This is a genomic window from Acetivibrio ethanolgignens, from assembly GCF_001461035.1.
GTDB lineage: Bacteria > Bacillota > Clostridia > Lachnospirales > Lachnospiraceae > Velocimicrobium > Velocimicrobium ethanolgignens.
The window spans coordinates 19,377-38,202 of record NZ_LNAM01000124.1 but is presented as its reverse complement, the minus strand read 5'-3'; the positions used below and the strand labels follow the sequence as shown (position 1 = coordinate 38,202).

Below are 18,826 nucleotides of genomic sequence, written 5' to 3'. Positions count from 1 at the left end.
CGTGGCCGATTTAAATAAAGAAATAGAAAAACGTCGTACCTTTGCCATTATTTCCCATCCGGATGCTGGTAAGACAACATTAACAGAAAAGTTCCTTTTATATGGAGGAGCCATTAATCTGGCAGGAAGCGTTAAGGGAAGAAAAACAGCGAAGCATGCAGTTTCTGACTGGATGGAGATTGAAAAGGAAAGAGGTATTTCAGTAACCTCTTCGGTTATGCAGTTTAATTATGATGGTTATTGTATTAATATTCTGGATACGCCAGGTCATCAGGACTTCTCTGAGGATACTTATCGTACCCTGATGGCAGCGGATTCTGCAGTTATGGTTATTGATGGCTCTAAGGGTGTTGAGGCACAGACAATTAAGCTATTTAAGGTCTGCGTTATGCGTGGGATTCCTATTTTTACCTTTATTAACAAGATGGACCGGGAGGCGAATGATCCTTTTACATTGGTAGACGAAATTGAAACGGTGCTGGGTATCCGTACTTGTCCGATTAACTGGCCGATTGGTTCAGGAAAGAATTTTAAGGGTGTGTACGATAGAAATACCAAGACAATTTCCCGGTTTATGGCAGCGAATAATGGACAAAAGGAAGTAGAGACAATAGAGGTAGCTCTGGGAGATGGGCGTGTGGATGAGCTGATTGGACAGGTAAACCATCAGACGCTTCTGGAGGAAATAGAGCTTTTGGATGGGGCAAGTGATGCCTTCGATATGGAGAGGGTTCGTGCAGGACAGCTTTCTCCTGTATTTTTTGGTTCCGCATTGACCAATTTTGGTGTAGAGACCTTTTTAAAGCACTTTTTGGATATGACAACTTCCCCTCTGCCTAGGAAATCGGATAAAGGGGAAATTGATCCATTCAGTGAGGACTTCTCTGCCTTTGTATTTAAGATTCAGGCTAATATGAACAAGGCTCATAGAGATAGAATTGCATTTATGAGAATCTGTTCTGGAAGCTTCCAGGCTGGTATGGAGGTATTTCATGTACAGGGAGGCAAAAAGATTCGTCTGACCCAGCCGCAGCAGATGATGGCACAGGAACGTAAGCATGTGGAGGAGGCATATGCGGGAGATATTATCGGTGTATTTGACCCGGGTATTTTCTCTATCGGTGATACCCTTTATACAGGAAAGGATAAATTTTGCTATGAAGGTATTCCGACCTTTGCACCGGAGCATTTTGCCAAGGTACGCCAGATGGATACCATGAAACGAAAGCAGTTTATTAAAGGAATCGAGCAGATTGCCCAGGAGGGTGCGATTCAGATTTTCCAGGAGTTTAATACCGGTATGGAGGAAATCATCGTTGGTGTTGTCGGTGTCCTTCAGTTTGATGTATTAAAATTCCGTCTGGAGTCTGAATATGGTGTAGAAATCCGTTTGGATCCACTGCCATATGAGCATATTCGCTGGATTGAAAACAAGGAAATTGATGTAAATAAATTAAGTGTCACTTCGGATACAAAGAAAATTAAAGACTTGAAGGGTAATCCACTGCTTATTTTCACTCACCCGTGGAGTGTTAAGACAGTATTGGAGCGAAATGAAGGTCTTGTGCTTTCAGAATTTGGAAAGAATTGATTTTGATATTTTCATAAACTCCAAAATGTGCTATACTTTTATATAGCAAAGAAGAAATGGAGGGAACACTATGAACAAAATAATTACTATCAGCAGACAGTATGGCAGCGGCGGAAGAGAAATTGGTGAAAAGCTGGCAAAAGAATTTGGAGTTCCTTTTTACGATAATGAGCTTATTTCAAGGGCGGCAAAGGAAAGCGGTTTTGCAGAAGCTGCTTTTAAGCATGCAGAGGAAAAGGCGACAAACAGCCTGTTATATTCCATTGCTATGGGGATGAATGCTTACGGAAGCCAGGATTTTGGCTTTTCCAGTTTATCCCTGGATGATAAGATTTTTCTGGCACAGTCCAATATTATCCGTAAAGTAGCTGAGGATGGCCCGTGCGTTATTGTTGGACGCTGTGCGGATTATGTTTTAAAGGATGTACCAAATGTAGTTAATGTCTTTGTCTATGCAGGACTGGATTTCAGAATTAATCGTGCAACGAAGCTCTATGGTATTTCTGAAAGGAAGGCCGCAGAACAGGTCATGAAGTATGACAAGAGAAGAGCAAATTATTATAATTACCATACCAGTGAGAAGTGGGGCAATATGTTCAACTATGATCTGGCAGTAAAGACAGAGTGTGTTGGTATTGATGAGTCAGTAGCTCTGATTAAAGTATTTGTTGAAAAGTGCAATTAAAATAAATAAACGAAAAAGAGGATTGGAAAGATGAATAAGATTAGAACCAGATTTGCACCAAGCCCGACCGGCCGGATGCATGTTGGAAACTTAAGAACTGCATTGTATGCATATTTAATTGCAAAGCATGAGGGAGGAGATTTTCTTCTCCGTATTGAGGATACAGACCAGGAGCGTTTTATGGAAGGAGCTTTGGAGATTATTTACCGTACTCTGGAAAAGACCGGACTGGTTCATGATGAAGGCCCTGACAAGGATGGTGGCGTAGGCCCTTATGTTCAGAGTGAGCGTCAGGCCCAGGGACTTTACCTTGAATATGCAAAGCAGCTGGTAGAAAAGGGAGAAGCTTATTACTGTTTCTGCACAAAGGAACGGCTGGAGTCCTTAAGAACTGCTGTGGGCATCGACAGCGGTGAAGATGGTGAAGGCAAGGAAATCGTAAAATACGATAAGCACTGTCTCCATCTATCCAAGGAAGAGGTAGAGGCAAAGCTGGCAGCAGGAATGCCATACGTTATCCGGCAGAATAACCCTACTGAGGGACAGACTACCTTCCATGATGTCATCTTTGGGGATATTACGGTAGAAAATGAAGAACTGGATGATATGATTTTGATTAAGTCAGATGGCTTCCCAACTTACAATTTTGCGAATGTTATTGATGACCATTTGATGGGCATTACCCATGTAGTACGTGGAAACGAATATCTTTCCTCTACTCCAAAATATAATCGTCTGTATGAGGCTTTTGGCTGGGAGATTCCGGTTTATGTACATTGTCCGGTGATTACGAACGAAGAACATAAGAAGCTAAGTAAACGCTGTGGCCATTCCTCCTATGAGGATTTAATCGAACAGGGTTTTTTGACCGAGGCTGTGATAAACTTTGTAGCACTTCTTGGCTGGAGTCCGTCAGAGGATAGAGAGATTTTCTCCCTTGAGGAGCTGGTTGAGACCTTTGATTATCGCCGTATCAATAAGGCACCAGCTGTTTTTGACATGGTTAAACTGAAATGGATGAATGGCGAATATATGAAGGCTATGGAGTTTGATAAATTTTATCAAATGGCAGAGCCGTACATCAAAGAGGTTATTACAAAGGACATGGATTTGAAGAAAATCGCAGCTTTGGTAAAGACTCGTATAGAGGTATTTCCAGATATTAAGGAGCTGATTGATTTCTTTGAGGAAGTGCCAGAGTACGATGTATCCATGTATACTCATAAGAAGATGAAGACCAATCCAGAGACCTCCTTAAGCGTATTAAAGGAGATTCTTCCGACACTGGAAGCCCAGGAGGATTATTCCAATGATGCCCTGTATGCTATGCTGGTGAAGTTCGTAGAAGAAAAGGGCTATAAGAATGGTTATGTTATGTGGCCTATCCGCACTGCTGTATCTGGTAAGCAGATGACACCAGGTGGTGCGACAGAGATTATGGAGATTATCGGTAAGGAAGAAAGTCTTGACCGTATCAAAAAGGCCATTGCCAAATTAGAGACAGAAAAATAAGGAAGTTCATGATAAAAAAGAATCGGTTTAATGAAGCACAAAGAGAAGCCATTGAACACCGGGACGGGCCCTTGCTTGTGTTAGCGGGGCCCGGTTCTGGTAAGACCCTTGTAATTACAGAGAGGACAAAAAGGCTGATTGAAAAGGGTGTGTCCGCAGAAAAAATACTGGTAGTTACCTTTACCAAGGCAGCAGCCAGAGAAATGAAGGAACGTTTTTTAAGAGAGATAGGACAGGAGAGAACAAGGGTACAGTTTGGTACCTTTCATGCTGTCTTTTTTTCTATTTTAAAGCATGCCTATGGCTACCGGGCAGAAAATGTGATTCCGGAGGGCTTGAAAAAGCAATTTTTGCAGGAAATGGCAAGAAGCTTTTCTATGGAAGCTCAGGATGAAGAGGAGCTAATTGAAAATCTGGAGCTGGAAATCAGCCGGGTAAAGGCAGAGCTTATGCCTTTGGAGCACTATTATCCAGCCTGTTGCTCTACAGATGTCTTCCGAAGGATTTTTAAAGCATATCAGGATATGCTTCTTAGTAAAAGGATGATAGATTTTGATGATATGCAGGTATACTGCTACCAGCTTTTTTCGCAGCGGAAGGATATTCTTAAGCTGTGGCAGGAAAGATTTCACTATATTATGGTGGATGAATTTCAGGATATCAGCCGGCTTCAGTATGAAATAGTAAAGCTTCTTTCCCTGCCCCATAACAATTTTTGCATTGTAGGGGATGATGATCAGTCCATCTATGGATTTCGGGGAGCAAGACCGGAGCTTATGCTGAATTTTTCTCAGGATTTCCCGGAGGGACGCAAGCTTCTTTTAAATATTAACTACAGGTGTAGCCCGACTATTTTGGAGGCTGCAGCCAGAGTGATTTCTCACAATGAAAAACGCTATCAAAAGCAGATTCTTCCGGCACCGCAAAAGGCAGAGACAGGCTGGAAACCGGTAAAAATCAAGGAATTTTCTATGTTAAGCGAGGAAAATCGTCAGGTTATGGAGGACATTCTGCTGCTATCTAAGGGTGGCACAGCTTATGAGGATATGGCAGTGCTTTTGCGTACCAATGGACAGGCAGGTATGCTTGCAGAGATTTTTATGAGGTATAATATTCCTTTTTATATCCGCGACCGCATACCGAACCGTTATGAGCATTGGATTGCAAAGGATATTCTGTCTTATATAAAGATTGCTCTGGGAAACCGAGAGAGGAGTCTGTTTTTAAGAATTGTAAACCGTCCGAAGCGTTATATTGGAAGAGATGCTTTAGAAGAACCTTTTATTGAATTTGAGGGACTTCGATGGTTCTACGAGGATAAGGAGTGGATGTTGGATCGGATTGACCAGCTGGAAGCGGATATGAAGGTTCTTAAGAATCTGAAACCATATGCAGCAGTAAACTTTATCAGAAAAGCGATTGGCTATGATGATTTTTTAAAGGAATATGCGGAATACCGGAGGATAAAGCCGGAGGGACTTTTTGAGATACTGGATGAGATTATGGAGGCAGCCAGAGCCTGTGGAAGCTACGAAGAGTGGTTTTTACATATTGAGGAGTATGGACGGCAGCTGGAGCTTTTGAAAAAAGAACAGGATTTTCAGAAGAAGGGGGTTGCAGTGGAGACGATGCACAGCTCCAAGGGGCTGGAATATGAGGCAGTCTGGATACTGGATGCCAATGAAGGAGTCAGCCCCTATCAGAAGGCTACGCTCCCAGAGGATATAGAGGAAGAGCGGAGGCTTTTTTATGTGGCTATGACAAGGGCAAAAAAAGAGCTCCACATCTATTATACCAGAGAACGGTATAATAAGCCTGTGGAGCCTTCACGCTTCGTAAATGAAATTATGAAGAAGTAGATGTATTATTCTTCGTCTTCCTCAAACATTTCATCGAATTCCGCTTCGTCCAGAAGCTCGTCAAAGGCATCTGCAACCTTTTCGTACTCTTCATCATCCTCAATGCTTAAAAGCTCAGGATCGCCATCTTCCGTTTCATTGAAGCGATAAAGGAATATCTCACCTTCCGTGCTCTCTTCATCATCCAGCGGAAGAAGAGCAATATATTGCTGCTCCTCTACTGGAAAGATAGCTAGTACAGCACATTCTAATTCGGAACCGTCGTCCAGAGTAAGGGTAACGCTCATTTCCTCATGGTCATGGTCATGTCCGCAACCGCAGCCACAGCCACATTCACAGTCGTGATTATGTTCACTCATAATAGATACCTCTCTTTACATTTTGTACTATAAATAGTCTTCACAATGAGAGTAACAGATAAACGTAAAAATTGCAAGAAGATTCTTTGAATTTGAGAGTTTAATCAAATTTTTTCAGGAGGAAATGGATTCAAATATCAAAGTTTGTCGAAAATTGTATATGGAATTTAATAAAGCATTACAGATTTATATTGTATTTTTTTGGAAATGAAGATATAATGTAACTACCATTAAGTAGTCTAGACTAACATAGCACCAAGAGGGATGTTTACTTACAAATATCGTTTTGTGAAGACTGCAAGTGGTACAACATGGGGAGACACAAGAAGAATTTCCGCATATGCAGCTAATGAAACCAGTACGAAGCAATCAAAGCAAATAACTGCATCAACCAGTGTGACATGGGGAATTAATCTTTCTTTAACTGGAAAATACAAAGAAGTTTTTGATGCAACAGTTGGAGGAAATTGGAAATATAATAGTAGCTTTTCAGAAGTATTAACAATCAATGTACCACCTAAAAAAAGAGTTTGGTTAGAATTTAAACCTAAATTAAGATATATCAAAGGAGAAGCTCAAAAATATTTTAAAACGCGTGGAGGAAAGCCAAAAATAATTATACAAGACAGACAAAAGGTATCCTCTACCAGCCCAGTAACTGTTAAAATGAATTTAGGAGGGAAAAATATTTATTGTCCTGATGGTGTTTATGTATGGAAAGAAGATGGGAATTATAAGAATAGATAAAGAGGAGGAAAATAATGAAAGGAGTCACGGCTGGAATTTTCTTTTTAATTGCAACACTTTTATACATAACAGATAGAATTTGTTTGCGTATGTCAGAAATTACATTTACGAGGTTCAATATGTCTTATGAGGCAGGTCATATTGATAGTATAGTAACTATGATATTGGCTTTGATATTTGCAGCTTTAGGAGTGTATATGTTAATAAAGAGTAAAAATGAATAAAGTAAAGAAATAAAAAGGGGAGTGTCACTCCATGGCTATAATTTAGCCGTTTTGTGGCACTCCCCTTTTTGGCAGAGGACAGGTTATTTACTCATAGAACTTAGATTCTGGAATATCCATAGGAATTAACCAGGGCATCCAGCTTCTGACTTGCCTTGCAGAATGGGCAGTCATTGTATGGATAGGTAGTGTAGTTAGGTACATCGCTGCTCTGGAAAATAGAATGTACCGGGAGTCCGTTGATGGAATTAACTGCACTGAAGATAGCGGAAATACCCTGTACACGGCCGCGGTAGTAGTTGATGCACTCTAAGGAGCGTCGGATGGTTTTTCCTGTAGTAGCAGAAGCCAGCAATAAGAGGATGTTTTTGTTAGTAATCATAGACTGGTTGTTATCACGGAAAATCATCTGGCCGTTAGAGTTATACTCTGGAGATACGATGTAAATCGTCTGATGGGTATTCATAGAATGAATACCGGCACGGCTTAACTCATCAGCAAGATAAGCTCCAATGACTTCACAGCCGTCCATGCAGACAATCGTATCCACAATAGTGTTGTGAATGTAGTCACCGACAAAATTTTTAGCTACAGCAGCAGCTTCGCTTTGACGGGTCTTTAAGGTGGTCATATCAATATAATAGTTGATATGGGAGTGATTGGTAGCAAAATGTCCAGGAATCACCTTCAGTGTGACAGAAGGTGAGCTTTTAGACTGAATTTTAATTGTACTGTCTTCTAAATGTGCCATATTTTTTGTCCTTTCTTTTTCAGATAAATTTCCAGAAGGCTGTGCTGCTGGAAGAATTACTTCACAAGCTAATTAGTATACTTCTATTGTAAATCATATCTTGAGGTTTTTCAAGTAAAACTACTGTTGTTTTACTTGTTGAAGTCGGGTATAATTTATAGAGAGATTTTATTGCGAGAGTAGGTGAAAAGGGTGGAGCAGGCATTAAAGATATCTGTACGGAATCTGGTAGAATTTATTCTCAGGGAGGGTGATATTGATAACCGGAATAGCGGCATGGCAGATAAGGATGCAATGCAGGAGGGAAGCCGTATCCACCGGAAAATCCAAAAGGAGCAGAAGGGCGATTATCAGGCAGAGGTGCCATTAAGTATCACGTTGCCCATATTGGATGAAAACACAGGGGAGAGCTTAGAGCTTACGATAGAGGGACGGGCAGATGGCATATTTACCTGGCAGGAGTTAGTTTACATTGATGAGATAAAGGGTGTTTACCGGGAGGTAGAGCATATGGTGGAGCCGGTGGGAGTGCATCTGGCTCAGGCAAAATGCTATGCCTATATGTATCTTTTGAAGCTTAAGGGAGAAGAAATCGGAACCCGGATGAGCTACTGCAATATGGAAACGGAGCAAATAAAGTATTTTGAACAGATACATACCAGAGAAGAGCTGGAGAGCTGGTTTAATGGACTGGTAAAGGAATATGCCAAGTGGGCATGCTGGCAGGTGGGCTGGATGAAAGAAAGAAATGCCTCGATTCTTCCGGCGGCCTTTCCTTTTCCTTACAGGGAAGGGCAAAAAAGGCTGGTCAGTGGAGTGTACCGCACCATATTAAGCGGTAAAAAGCTGTTTATTGAGGCACCGACCGGTGTTGGAAAAACAATATCTACTGTATTTCCTTCTGTGCGAGGGATGGGAGAAGGAAAGGTCGAAAAGCTTTTTTACCTGACAGCCAAAACCATTACCAGAACAGTAGCAGAGGATACCTTCCGAATACTGAAAAATCAAGGGATGAAGCTTAAGTATGTCACATTGACAGCGAAGGAAAAAATTTGTGTTCTTGATAAATGCGACTGTAATCCTATTGCATGTGAGCGTGCAAAGGGGCATTATGATAGAGTAAACGATGCTGTTTTTGATTTACTGACCTCAGAAGAGGAGATATCCCGGGGATTGCTAGAAGAATATGCAAAAAAACACAGCGTATGTCCCTTTGAAATGGCACTGGATGTGACCACCTGGGCAGATGTGATTATCTGTGATTATAATTATGTCTTTGATCCATCGGCACAGCTGAAGCGTTTTTTTGCTGGAGATAAGAAAAATGAGTATCTGTTTCTAATTGATGAGGCACATAACCTGGTAGAACGTGCCAGGGAAATGTACAGTGCCATACTTTACAAGGAACGCTTTTTAGAGGCCAGAGCCTTAGTAAAGGTATTTAGCAAAAAGCTGGAGAAAAAGCTTTCCGCCTGTAATCAGGCATTTTTAAAGCTAAAGCGTGAATGCGATGAATTTGAACTCTTTGATTCGGTAGGAGAGCTGGTTTTGCGTCTTTTATCGCTTTCTACGGAATTGGAGGAATTTTTACAGGAGTATACGTCCTTTGAAAACAGAGAACAGATACTGGAGTTGTATTTTGAGGTAAAAAATTTTCTGTATATTTACGATATATTAAATGATAAGTATCGGATATATGGAGATTATTCCGGGAATGAATTTCGGGTGCATTTACAGTGTATGGATCCATCTGATAATTTGAAGCTTTGTCTGGCAAAGGGCAGGAGTGCTATATTCTTTTCGGCCACCCTTCTTCCGATAAAGTATTATATGGAGCAGCTTGGTGGAGAGGAAGGAGATTATGCAATGTATGCTTTGTCTCCCTTCGATAAAAAAAAGAGGCTTTTGATGGTAGGTGGAGATGTTAGTACCCGTTATAAGGCCAGAAGCCTGCAGGAGTACCGAAAAATTGCAAGATATATCGAAGAGTTTGTCCAGATAAAAAGGGGAAACTACTTTGTGTTTTTTCCGTCCTATCAGTTTATGGAGCAGGTGTTAGACTGCTTTCCGTTAGAGAGAGAATGGGAGCTGTATGTTCAGGCTGCCGGGATGTCGGAAGCGGAAAAAGAAGAGTTTCTGGGATATTTTACGGAAGAACCGGGAATCACAAGAATTGGCTTCTGTGTGATGGGCGGTATTTTCGGTGAGGGTATTGATTTGAAGAATGACCGCCTGATAGGGGCAGTTATCGTAGGGACAGGACTTCCGATGGTGTGCAATGAGCGGGAACTGTTTCGCAGCTACTATGACGAAAAAAAAGACAGCGGATTTGAGTATGCCTATCTTTACAATGGTATGAATAAAGTGTTACAATCATCTGGTAGGGTAATTCGTACAGATGAAGACGAGGGTGCTATACTGCTTCTGGACGAGCGTTTTTTGACAAAGCAGTATACCAGCCTGTTTCCGCAGGAATGGTTTCCTTATGAAATTGTTACAATTGATACGGTGCAAAAGAAGCTGAAGGAATTTTGGCAGGAGATAAAGGGGTGATTGAATGTATAAAGGCATGATTTTTGACTTGGATGGGACACTGGCGGATAGTGTTGAATCCATCGGGACGGCAGGGAATAAAGCTTTAGAGGCATGCGGACTTAAGCCGCAGCCGATAGTAAGCTACAAATATTTTGCAGGAGATGGAGCCGATACCTTGATTCACAGAGCTTTAGCTGCTGCAGGGGATACCGAAGGAAAATGGTTTGAAAAAGCTTATAAAGAATATAAAATGGTTTTTAAAAAGGATTGTACCTATAAGGTAAAGCCCTTTGATGGTATTCCAGAACTTCTAAGGGAGGCAAAAGTCCGGGGAATCAAGCTTTCGGTGGTTTCCAATAAGCCTCATGAAAGAACGGTGGAGGTAATTGATAAGCTTTTTGGTAAGGATGTTTTTGACATGGTAGTTGGCCAGAGAGAAGGGATTGCAAGGAAGCCGGATCCGTTTGGGGCACTGGAAGCGGCGAGAAGCTTTGGGCTAAAGCCGGAGGAATGTATGTATATTGGTGATACCAATGTAGATATGGAAACAGGACACAGAGCGGGGATGTTTACTGTTGGAGTTTTATGGGGATTTCGTGACAGAGCTGAGCTGGAGGCGAATCACGCAGATGCGATTGTAGCGGAGCCCAAAGAGCTTTTAGAACTATAAAACAAAGAAGAAAGGGGAAAATTATGCAGTTTGTTCGTACAGAGGATTTAAAGACAGGGATGCGGCTGGCAAGGCCGATTTATAACAAAAATGGTGTTTTATTGTATGAAAGAGACACAAAGCTTACGATGCAGGGTATTTATAGCATCAAGAATTTCGGACTAATCGGTATCTATATTCTAGAACCAGCAGAGCCGGTACCTCCAATGACAGAGGAAGACGTTGAGTTTGAACGGTTTCAGACAATGGCGATATTTACGCTCAGAGAGATTTTGCAGGCAGTAACCAGCGGAAAATATCCGTCCTCCCTGCCAAGACTGACCGGCGAAATTCTGCGGAATTATGGACGCCTGGATCATAAAATTAATTTTATGCAGAACCTAAGAAGTACAGAGGATGAGATTTATAAGCATTCTTTAAATACAGCGATTCTGGCGGCGGTGATGTCCCATAAGATGCGTATGGGAAACAGTGAACAGAACAATGTTATTATGGCGGCCCTTCTCCATGATATAGGAAAGCTTATGCTGGTAAAAGAACAGGGTGAGACTGTTTTAAGAGAGATGGAGAATAATGAGGAGCTTTTAGCGCAGTCTCATCAGGCGGGAATTTCCCTGCTGGCTTCTGCTTATGATATGAGCGACGAGGTTCGTGCGATTATCAGCGAAACTCTCCGCAGGATTGACGATAAAGCAGATAAAAATACAGAAAAGACAACGGAGCTTCTGTATGTAGCCTATGCCTATGATGAATTGACGGCGATGCACCTCAATACAGCACCAAATTCTGAGGTAATGGCAATTCGCTATCTTATGGATGAAAGAAGCGGATTTAATAAGGAGGCTGTTTTTGCACTTATTGACAGTATAAATATTTTAGCACCAGGTACCTGCGTAGAACTTACAAATGGTGAAAAAGGCGTTGTTTTACAGGAGAACAGCGGCAATATTCTTCGTCCAATGGTGCTTGGATTCTGGAATAATCAAATCTATGATTTGTATTATGATGATATATTTGAGAAGCTCCAGGTAAAGGATTTAATGAAGACAATGGATAATAGATTTGTTATCGACAAAAAAGCCGTAGAACAATATATGGGTCAAGTTGTACAAAAAAAATAAGGTAGGAAGAAAAAAATTGTATAAAATGATTGACAAAAGCAAATATGCATAGTATATTGTTAGTAGTGGCTTATATAAGTTCATAATTGGGTGAACGTATCTACCAACTACCGTAAAAAGTTGCCTATAAGACTCCACTATTAACAGGGAGAGCAGTGACCTTTTTCGGTAGTTTTTTATTTACCCAGTTCTTCCCCCCCCCATTATCGGAAGGGGTTACCTGGTTCCCGCAAGGAGGTAATTATTATCAGAGAAATGACAATTATTAAGGGGCATATTTGCTACAGTACAGATAAGGACACACTTCATACGGTTGAGAACGGATATCTTGTTTGTGAACGGGGAAAAGTAAAGAGAGTTTACGAAAGTCTACCAGAAGAATTTGAGGGGATTCCGATAGAAGACTATGGTGACCGTTTAATTATTCCAGGCTTGGTAGATTTGCATATGCATGCACCACAGTACGCATTCCGCGGATTAGGTATGGATATGGAATTATTAGACTGGCTGGAAGCCCATACGTTCCCGGAGGAAGCCAAGTATAAGGACCTTGCTTATGCAAGGGAGGCATATACTTATTTCGTAGAGGATTTAAAAGGGGGAGCAACTACCAGAGCATGTATCTTTGGTACTGTTCACAAGGAGGCGACGACTCTTCTGATGGAGCTTTTGGAGGATGCAGGGATAGGAGCTATGGTAGGTAAGGTGAATATGGACCGCAATTCACCGGAGTATTTATGTGAAGAAAGTGCTGAAGCTTCAGCTTTAGCAACGGTAGAATGGCTGGAGGGAATAAAGGACCGTTTTACCCTTGTCAAACCTATTTTGACACCTAGGTTTATCCCTACCTGTTCCGATGCACTGATGGAACGGTTGAAGGATATTCAAAAACAATATAAACTGCCGATGCAGTCTCATTTATCCGAGAATCAGGGGGAGATTGCCTGGGTGCAGGAGCTGTGTCCTGACACCAGATTTTATGGTGAGGCATATGCGAAATTTGGAATGTTTGGAGGTGATTGTCCGACGGTTATGGCCCATTGTGTATCATCAAATGAGGCTGAACTGGCTCTGATGAAGAAAAATAACGTGTTTATCGCCCATTGTCCCCAGTCCAATGAAAATCTGTCTTCCGGAATTGCTCCGGTAAGAAAATTCCTGGATATGGGAATTCCGACAGGTCTTGGCTGTGATGTGGCAGGTGGACATGTGACATCTATTTTCAGAGCAATGGCAGATGCGATTCAGGTTTCCAAGCTTCGCTGGAGACTGGTGGATGATACATTGAAACCGCTGACAGTAGAAGAAGCATTCTACATGGCCACTATGGGTGGCGGAGCCTTTTTTGGAAAGATAGGCAGCTTTCTGGAAGGCTATGAATTTGATGCGGTAGTTCTGGATGATACAAATTTACCGCATCCACAGAAATTAACGGTGAAAGAAAGACTGGAAAGAATCGTGTATTTTTCTGATGACCGGAATATTTATGACAAATATGTTTCCGGTGTTCGTACTAAAAGGTAGGATAAATCCAGTTCACATGAATAAGGGCATGTGTTCAAAAACAATCTGAAGGAGGAGAAAGTATGAATCAGAAATTAGAACAGTGGTTCCACTTAAAGGAGAACCATACCGATGTGAAAACCGAGGTCATCGCAGGTATTACGACCTTTATGGCAATGGCGTATATCCTTGCAGTTAATCCATCCATTCTGGCAGATGCCGGTATGGACAAGGGAGCTGTATTTACAGCAACCGTTCTGGCATCAGCCTTTGCAACTATTCTGATGGCGTTATTATCTAATTACCCATTCGTTTTAGCACCGGGTATGGGATTAAATGCTTATTTTGCTTATTCTGTAGTTATTGGTATGGGTTACAGCTGGCAGATGGCATTAGCAGCAGTATTTACAGAGGGTATTATCTTCATTGTTCTCTCTGTGACAAACGTTCGTGAAGCGATTTTCAATGCGATTCCAATGTCCTTAAAGCATGCGGTTACTGTTGGTATCGGTTTGTTTATCGCATTCATTGGATTACAGAATGCACATGTTATTGTAACAGGAGCAAAGCTTGTTACTCTTTATAGCTTCAAGGGAGCAATCGCTGATGGCTCTATCCGTTCTGTAGGTGTAGGTGTTATTTTAGCACTGCTTGGTATTTTATTTACCGGTGTGCTGATTGCTAAAAATGTTAAGGGAAATATTCTCTGGGGTATCTTAGGAACCTGGGGTGTTGCTATTATTCTGGAATTGGTGGGTGTATATGTACCTAATCCAGAGCTTGGTATGTACAGCACACTTCCTGATTTCTCCAGTGGATTTGGGATTCCTGGTATAATGCCGACACTGGGACAGTGCTTTAAGATTGATCCGTCCGAGTTAATGTCCTTTAATTTTATCGTAGTTATCTTCTCATTCCTGTTTGTAGACCTCTTTGATACACTGGGAACCTTGATTGGTGTATCTACGAAGGCTGATATGCTGGATGAGAATGGACATCTTCCTAAAATCAGAGGAGCTTTGTTATCTGATGCACTTGGAACCTCTGCAGGTGCAGTGTTTGGTACCTCCACTACTACAACCTTCGTAGAGAGTGCAGCTGGTGTTGCAGAAGGCGGAAGAACAGGATTAACAGCATTGGTATCTGCAGCTTTATTCCTGATTGCATTGTTCTTATCTCCAATCTTTTTGGCTATTCCATCCTTTGCAACTGCTCCGGCATTAGTTGTAGTAGGATTTTTAATGGCTGGTTCTATCTTAAAGATAGACTTTTCCGATGCAACCGAAAGCTTACCGGCATTTATCTGCCTGCTGATTATGCCTTTAGCTTACAGCATCTCTGAGGGTATTGCTTTTGGATTTATTTCTTATGTTGTAGTTAACGTAGCATCTGGAAAAGCAAGGGAAAAGAAAATCAGTCCACTTATGTATGTGCTTTCCCTATTGTTCATCCTGAAATATATCTTTATTCAGACCTGATAATATAGAGGGAAAAGAAAAATACTGGCAACAGACTTCTCCTGATGGGCCATGGAGAAGTCTGCTGCTATCAGTGGGTTTTTATTTAAGAAAGAAGGGAATATAAAAATGGTAGTAGGAAAAAGCTATCCGCGTGTGGATGCAGTGGATAAAATTACTGGCCGGGCAAAGTATACCGACGACCTTTGTGATAAGGGTGCCCTGATTGCAAAAATCTGCCATTCCACCATTGGCAATGGTATTGTAAAATCAATTGATACAACAGAAGCCGAAAAAATACCTGGAGTGGTTAAGGTAATAACCTGTTTTGATGTAAAAGAAAAGCATTATTTTCCAACCGCTGGACATCCATGGTCAACGGATCCGAATCATCAGGATGTGGCAGACCGTCTGGTCTTAACAGAAAGAGTCCGTTTTTACGGAGATGACATTGCTGCCGTAATTGCAGAGGATGAGGTGGCAGCGGCACGGGCTGTTCGTGCATTAAAGGTAGAATATGAGGAGTATCCGGTTGTACTGGATCCTATTGAGGCAATGAAGGATGGTGCTCCGCAGCTTCACGAGGATTATCCGAATAATATATTAAAGCATACCAGTATCCGGAAAGGAAACTATGAAGAGGTAAGTAAGGAAGAAGGACTTACTAAGGTAGAGGGCTGGTATGAGACACCGACGGTTCAGCACAGCCATATTGAAAACTTTATCTGCTATTGCTATGAAGAGGCTGGCAGACTGAACATTGTGGCATCTACACAGATTCCACATATTGTCCGGCGAATTGTTGGGCAGGCCCTTGGTATGGACTGGGGTAAGATCCGCATCATTAAGCCATACATTGGTGGCGGATTTGGAAATAAGCAGGATGCACTGTATGAGCCATTATGTGCTTATTTATGTACTCAGGTAGGTGGCAGGTTAGTGAAGCTGGATGTTTCCCGTGAGGAAACCTTTGCATGTAACCGTGTCCGTCATGCTATGAAGCTCCATATTATTTCTTATCTGCGGCCGGATGGTACCTATGCGGCCAGAAAGCTGGAGATATTTTCTAACCAGGGAGCTTATGCTTCTCATGGACATAGTATAGCAGCAAAGGCAATGGGAGCATTTCCGCAGCTCTATCCTTGTGACAATGTGGAATGTGATGCTTATACCGTATTTACAAACCGTACCGTGGCAGGTGCCATGCGTGGCTATGGTATGCCGCAGGCAACCTTTGCTTACGAAAGCCATACTGATGATGTATGCATGGCCATGGGGCTGGATCCGATTGAGTTCCGCCGAAAAAATCTCATGCCGGTAGGCTATGTAGACGGTTTTTCTAAAAATGAAAATTACTATGATTCCTTTAATCAGTGTATGGATAAGGGAATTGAATATATGGATTATTATAAAAAGAGAGAGGAATATAAAAATCAAACTGGCGATATCCGTAAGGGTATCGGTATGTCGGTATTCTGGTATAATACGGCAGTATGGCCAATTTCTCTTGAAAGCTCTTCCTGCCGCATGGTACTTAACCAGGATGGCTCTGTACAGGTGCAGGTAGGAGAAACAGAAATAGGGCAGGGTGCTGATACAGCCTATGCCCAGATGACTGCAGAGGTCTTGGGAATACCCTTTGAAATGGTACATACCATATCGACCCAGGACACCGATCTGACACCATTTGGTACTGGAGCTTACGCTTCCCGTCAGACCTATACTGCCGGATTTTCTATCCGTCAGACCGGTCTTTTATTAAAGGAGAGGATTTTAAAGTATGCCCATGAGCTGACAAGAATGCCGGAATATAATCTGGATATTATAGATGGAAATATTGTCCGGACTACCGATGGAAGAAGTCTGATGACCCTTGGTGAGCTGGCTACAGAGGCTCTTTATAGTCTGGAGAACAGTAAGCACCTGACAGCAGAAAGCACTTATCAGACAAAGTCCAATGCATATTCCTTTGGCTGCTGCTTTGCAGAGGTAGAGGTAGATGTGCCATTCTGCCGTGCAGAGGTAAAGAAAATTATCAATGTGCATGACTGTGGAAAGCTGATTAATCCGGCTTTAGCAGAGGCACAGGTACACGGCGGTATGAGTATGGGCATTGGCTTTGGCTTAACAGAGACCATGCTGTATGATCCAAAGACAGCAAAAGTTCTTAATAATAATTTGTTGGATTATAAATTATCCACCTTTATGGATCATCCTCACCTGGAGGCACAGTTTATTGAAAATCCAGAGCCTACCAGTGCCTTTGGAACCAAGGCGTTAGGTGAACCACCGGCATGTCCGGTAGCTTCCGCTATTCGCAGTGCGATTTTAAATGCAACCGGAGTAGCTGTAAACCAGATACCGATGCGGCCGGCAGTGCTGTTTGAACGGTTTAAGGAAGAAGGACTTATTTAAGGAGGATGTTAGAAAATGTATGATATAAAAGCATTATATGAGGCTGCCAGTGTAGCCCATGCAACAGAGCTTTTGCTGGAACATCCTGAAGCACAGGTCATTGCTGGCGGAAGTGATGTTTTAGTACAGATTCGTGAGGGACGCCGGGCAGGAAAAGAGCTGGTAAGCGTTTATAAGCTGGATGAGCTTCGTGGCGTTAAAATGGAGGACGACGGGACAATCCGCATTGGTTCTCTTACCAGCTTTTCCCATATTACAAAAGACCCGATTATTCAGAAGTATATTAATGTGCTGGGTGAAGCAGTAGATATGGTAGGCGGACCGCAGATTAGAAATATCGGAACTATTGGCGGCAATACCTGTAATGGTGTTACCAGTGCAGATTCTGCATCCACCCTTCATGCGTGGGATGCGATTGTAGAGATTTCCGGTCCGGAGGGGATTCGCCGGATTCCAATTAAGGAGTTTTATATTAAGGCTGGCTGCGTGGATTTGCGTCCGGGAGAAATCCAGACAGGTATTCTGATTCCAAAGGAGGCCTATGAGGGTTACTTTGGACACTATACAAAGTATGCCATGAGAAATGCGATGGATATCGCAACCACAGGCTGTTCCGTAAATGTAAAGCTTTCTGAGGATAAGAAAACAATCGTAGCTGCCCGCATTGCTTATGGTGTTGCAGGTCCGGTGCCTATGAGAACCCCTTCAGCAGAGGCTTTGGTAAAGGGACAGCCGGTATCAAAGGAAACCTGTAAGAAATTTGGAGAGGCAGTGCTTCTTGATATTAATCCTCGTGACAGCTGGCGTGCCAGCAAGGCCTTCCGCTGCCACATTGGTGAGGTTATGGCAGAGCGTGGTTTGGAAAAAGCAATTAAGAGAGCCGGAGGTGAAATCTAATGGAAGAAAAGCAGTTTCAGTTAGTTACCTGTACCATCAATGGGAAAAAGACCCAGACCATGGTAGATGTCCGGGCTTCCCTTACGGATATGCTTCGGAATGATTATCGCCTGACCAGTGTAAAAAAAGGCTGTGAGGTAGGTGAATGTGGTGCCTGTACTGTTTTAATTGATGGTGAGGCCTATAATTCCTGCATTTATCTGGCTGTCTGGGCAGAAGGAAAGCGGATTACGACAGTAGAAGGGCTTTTGGGTCCAGAGGGTGAGCTTTCTGATATCCAGCAGGCCTTTGTAGACGAGTCTGCAGTGCAGTGCGGCTTCTGTTCTCCAGGCTTTATTATGACAGCTTTAGAGATTTTGGATAGCGGAATTGAGTATAGCGATGATGAGCTTAGAAAGCTCTTATCCGGTCATCTGTGCCGGTGTACCGGTTATGAGAATATTTTCCGTGCTGTAAAGAAGACGATGCTTCGCCGGCTGGGAAAGGAAATAGAAGAATAA

General features: G+C 42.3%; 16 protein-coding genes and 1 riboswitch. Of the genes, 14 read left to right on the top strand and 2 right to left on the bottom strand.

The annotated features are described in order from the left end of the window. Position 1 precedes the first annotated feature (1 nt). The 4 genes from ASU35_RS06845 (at position 2) to ASU35_RS06830 (ending at position 5,647) form a co-directional block, all read left to right on the top strand. Positions 2 to 1,591 (top strand): peptide chain release factor 3, encoded by a 1,590-nt coding sequence (locus ASU35_RS06845; RefSeq protein ID WP_058352299.1) that lies wholly within the window; start codon positions 2 to 4, stop codon positions 1,589 to 1,591. A 70-nt stretch (positions 1,592 to 1,661) separates the two neighbouring features. Beyond that, a complete protein-coding gene (locus tag ASU35_RS06840; RefSeq protein WP_058352298.1) occupies positions 1,662 to 2,276 on the top strand; it encodes a cytidylate kinase-like family protein in 615 nt (204 codons plus the stop codon). A 30-nt stretch (positions 2,277 to 2,306) separates the two neighbouring features. Next, the gene (gene gltX, locus ASU35_RS06835; RefSeq protein WP_058352297.1) at positions 2,307 to 3,788 is read left to right on the top strand and encodes a glutamate--tRNA ligase; all 1,482 of its coding nucleotides are present in this window, start codon (positions 2,307 to 2,309) and stop codon (positions 3,786 to 3,788) included. 8 nt (positions 3,789 to 3,796) lie between these two features. After that, positions 3,797 to 5,647 (top strand): ATP-dependent helicase, encoded by a 1,851-nt coding sequence (locus ASU35_RS06830; RefSeq protein ID WP_058352296.1) that lies wholly within the window; start codon positions 3,797 to 3,799, stop codon positions 5,645 to 5,647. Between the two features lie 5 nt (positions 5,648 to 5,652). Here the strand turns inward: ASU35_RS06830 and ASU35_RS06825 are convergent, their stop codons facing one another. Then, positions 5,653 to 6,006: a DUF1292 domain-containing protein gene (locus ASU35_RS06825; RefSeq protein WP_058352295.1), complete on the bottom strand. Its 354-nt coding sequence runs from the start codon at positions 6,004 to 6,006 to the stop codon at positions 5,653 to 5,655. 264 nt (positions 6,007 to 6,270) lie between these two features. Here ASU35_RS06825 and ASU35_RS06820 point away from each other — a divergent pair, with 264 nt between their 5' ends. Both ASU35_RS06820 and ASU35_RS06815 read left to right on the top strand, forming a co-directional pair. Beyond that, complete coding sequence (locus ASU35_RS06820) at positions 6,271 to 6,753, top strand: hypothetical protein (RefSeq protein WP_058352294.1); 483 nt, start codon at positions 6,271 to 6,273, stop codon at positions 6,751 to 6,753. A 14-nt stretch (positions 6,754 to 6,767) separates the two neighbouring features. Then, on the top strand, positions 6,768 to 6,977 hold the full coding sequence (locus ASU35_RS06815) for a hypothetical protein (protein ID WP_058352293.1): 210 nt from the start codon (positions 6,768 to 6,770) through the stop codon (positions 6,975 to 6,977). Positions 6,978 to 7,077: 100 nt separating this feature from the next. Here the strand turns inward: ASU35_RS06815 and ASU35_RS06810 are convergent, their stop codons facing one another. Further along, positions 7,078 to 7,728 carry a hypothetical protein gene (locus ASU35_RS06810; protein WP_058352292.1) on the bottom strand — a complete coding sequence of 217 codons (651 nt, stop codon included), beginning with the start codon at positions 7,726 to 7,728 and terminating at the stop codon, positions 7,078 to 7,080. A 192-nt stretch (positions 7,729 to 7,920) separates the two neighbouring features. Here ASU35_RS06810 and ASU35_RS06805 point away from each other — a divergent pair, with 192 nt between their 5' ends. The 8 genes from ASU35_RS06805 (at position 7,921) to xdhC (ending at position 18,826) form a co-directional block, all read left to right on the top strand. Next, positions 7,921 to 10,281 (top strand): ATP-dependent DNA helicase, encoded by a 2,361-nt coding sequence (locus ASU35_RS06805; RefSeq protein ID WP_058352291.1) that lies wholly within the window; start codon positions 7,921 to 7,923, stop codon positions 10,279 to 10,281. Between the two features lie 4 nt (positions 10,282 to 10,285). Continuing rightward, entirely contained in the window at positions 10,286 to 10,933 is a 648-nt protein-coding gene (locus ASU35_RS06800) for an HAD family hydrolase (RefSeq protein WP_058352290.1), read from the top strand. A 23-nt stretch (positions 10,934 to 10,956) separates the two neighbouring features. Further along, complete coding sequence (locus ASU35_RS06795) at positions 10,957 to 12,054, top strand: HD domain-containing protein (RefSeq protein ID WP_058352289.1); 1,098 nt, start codon at positions 10,957 to 10,959, stop codon at positions 12,052 to 12,054. A 50-nt stretch (positions 12,055 to 12,104) separates the two neighbouring features. After that, a riboswitch (purine riboswitch) is annotated at positions 12,105 to 12,201 on the top strand. A gap of 108 nt (positions 12,202 to 12,309) precedes the next feature. Next, positions 12,310 to 13,578, top strand: coding sequence for an amidohydrolase family protein (locus ASU35_RS06790; RefSeq protein WP_058352288.1), 1,269 nt, complete (start codon positions 12,310 to 12,312; stop codon positions 13,576 to 13,578). Positions 13,579 to 13,640: 62 nt separating this feature from the next. Further along, positions 13,641 to 15,035, top strand: a complete 1,395-nt coding sequence (locus tag ASU35_RS06785) for an NCS2 family permease (protein ID WP_058352287.1) — start codon at positions 13,641 to 13,643, stop codon at positions 15,033 to 15,035. Positions 15,036 to 15,143: 108 nt separating this feature from the next. After that, entirely contained in the window at positions 15,144 to 17,429 is a 2,286-nt protein-coding gene (gene xdhA, locus ASU35_RS06780; protein WP_058352307.1) for a xanthine dehydrogenase subunit XdhA, read from the top strand. A gap of 15 nt (positions 17,430 to 17,444) precedes the next feature. Then, on the top strand, positions 17,445 to 18,326 hold the full coding sequence (gene xdhB, locus ASU35_RS06775; RefSeq protein WP_058352286.1) for a xanthine dehydrogenase subunit XdhB: 882 nt from the start codon (positions 17,445 to 17,447) through the stop codon (positions 18,324 to 18,326). Further along, positions 18,326 to 18,826: a xanthine dehydrogenase subunit XdhC gene (gene xdhC / locus ASU35_RS06770; RefSeq protein ID WP_058352285.1), complete on the top strand. Its 501-nt coding sequence runs from the start codon at positions 18,326 to 18,328 to the stop codon at positions 18,824 to 18,826. Before xdhB ends, xdhC begins: the two co-directional genes overlap by 1 nt.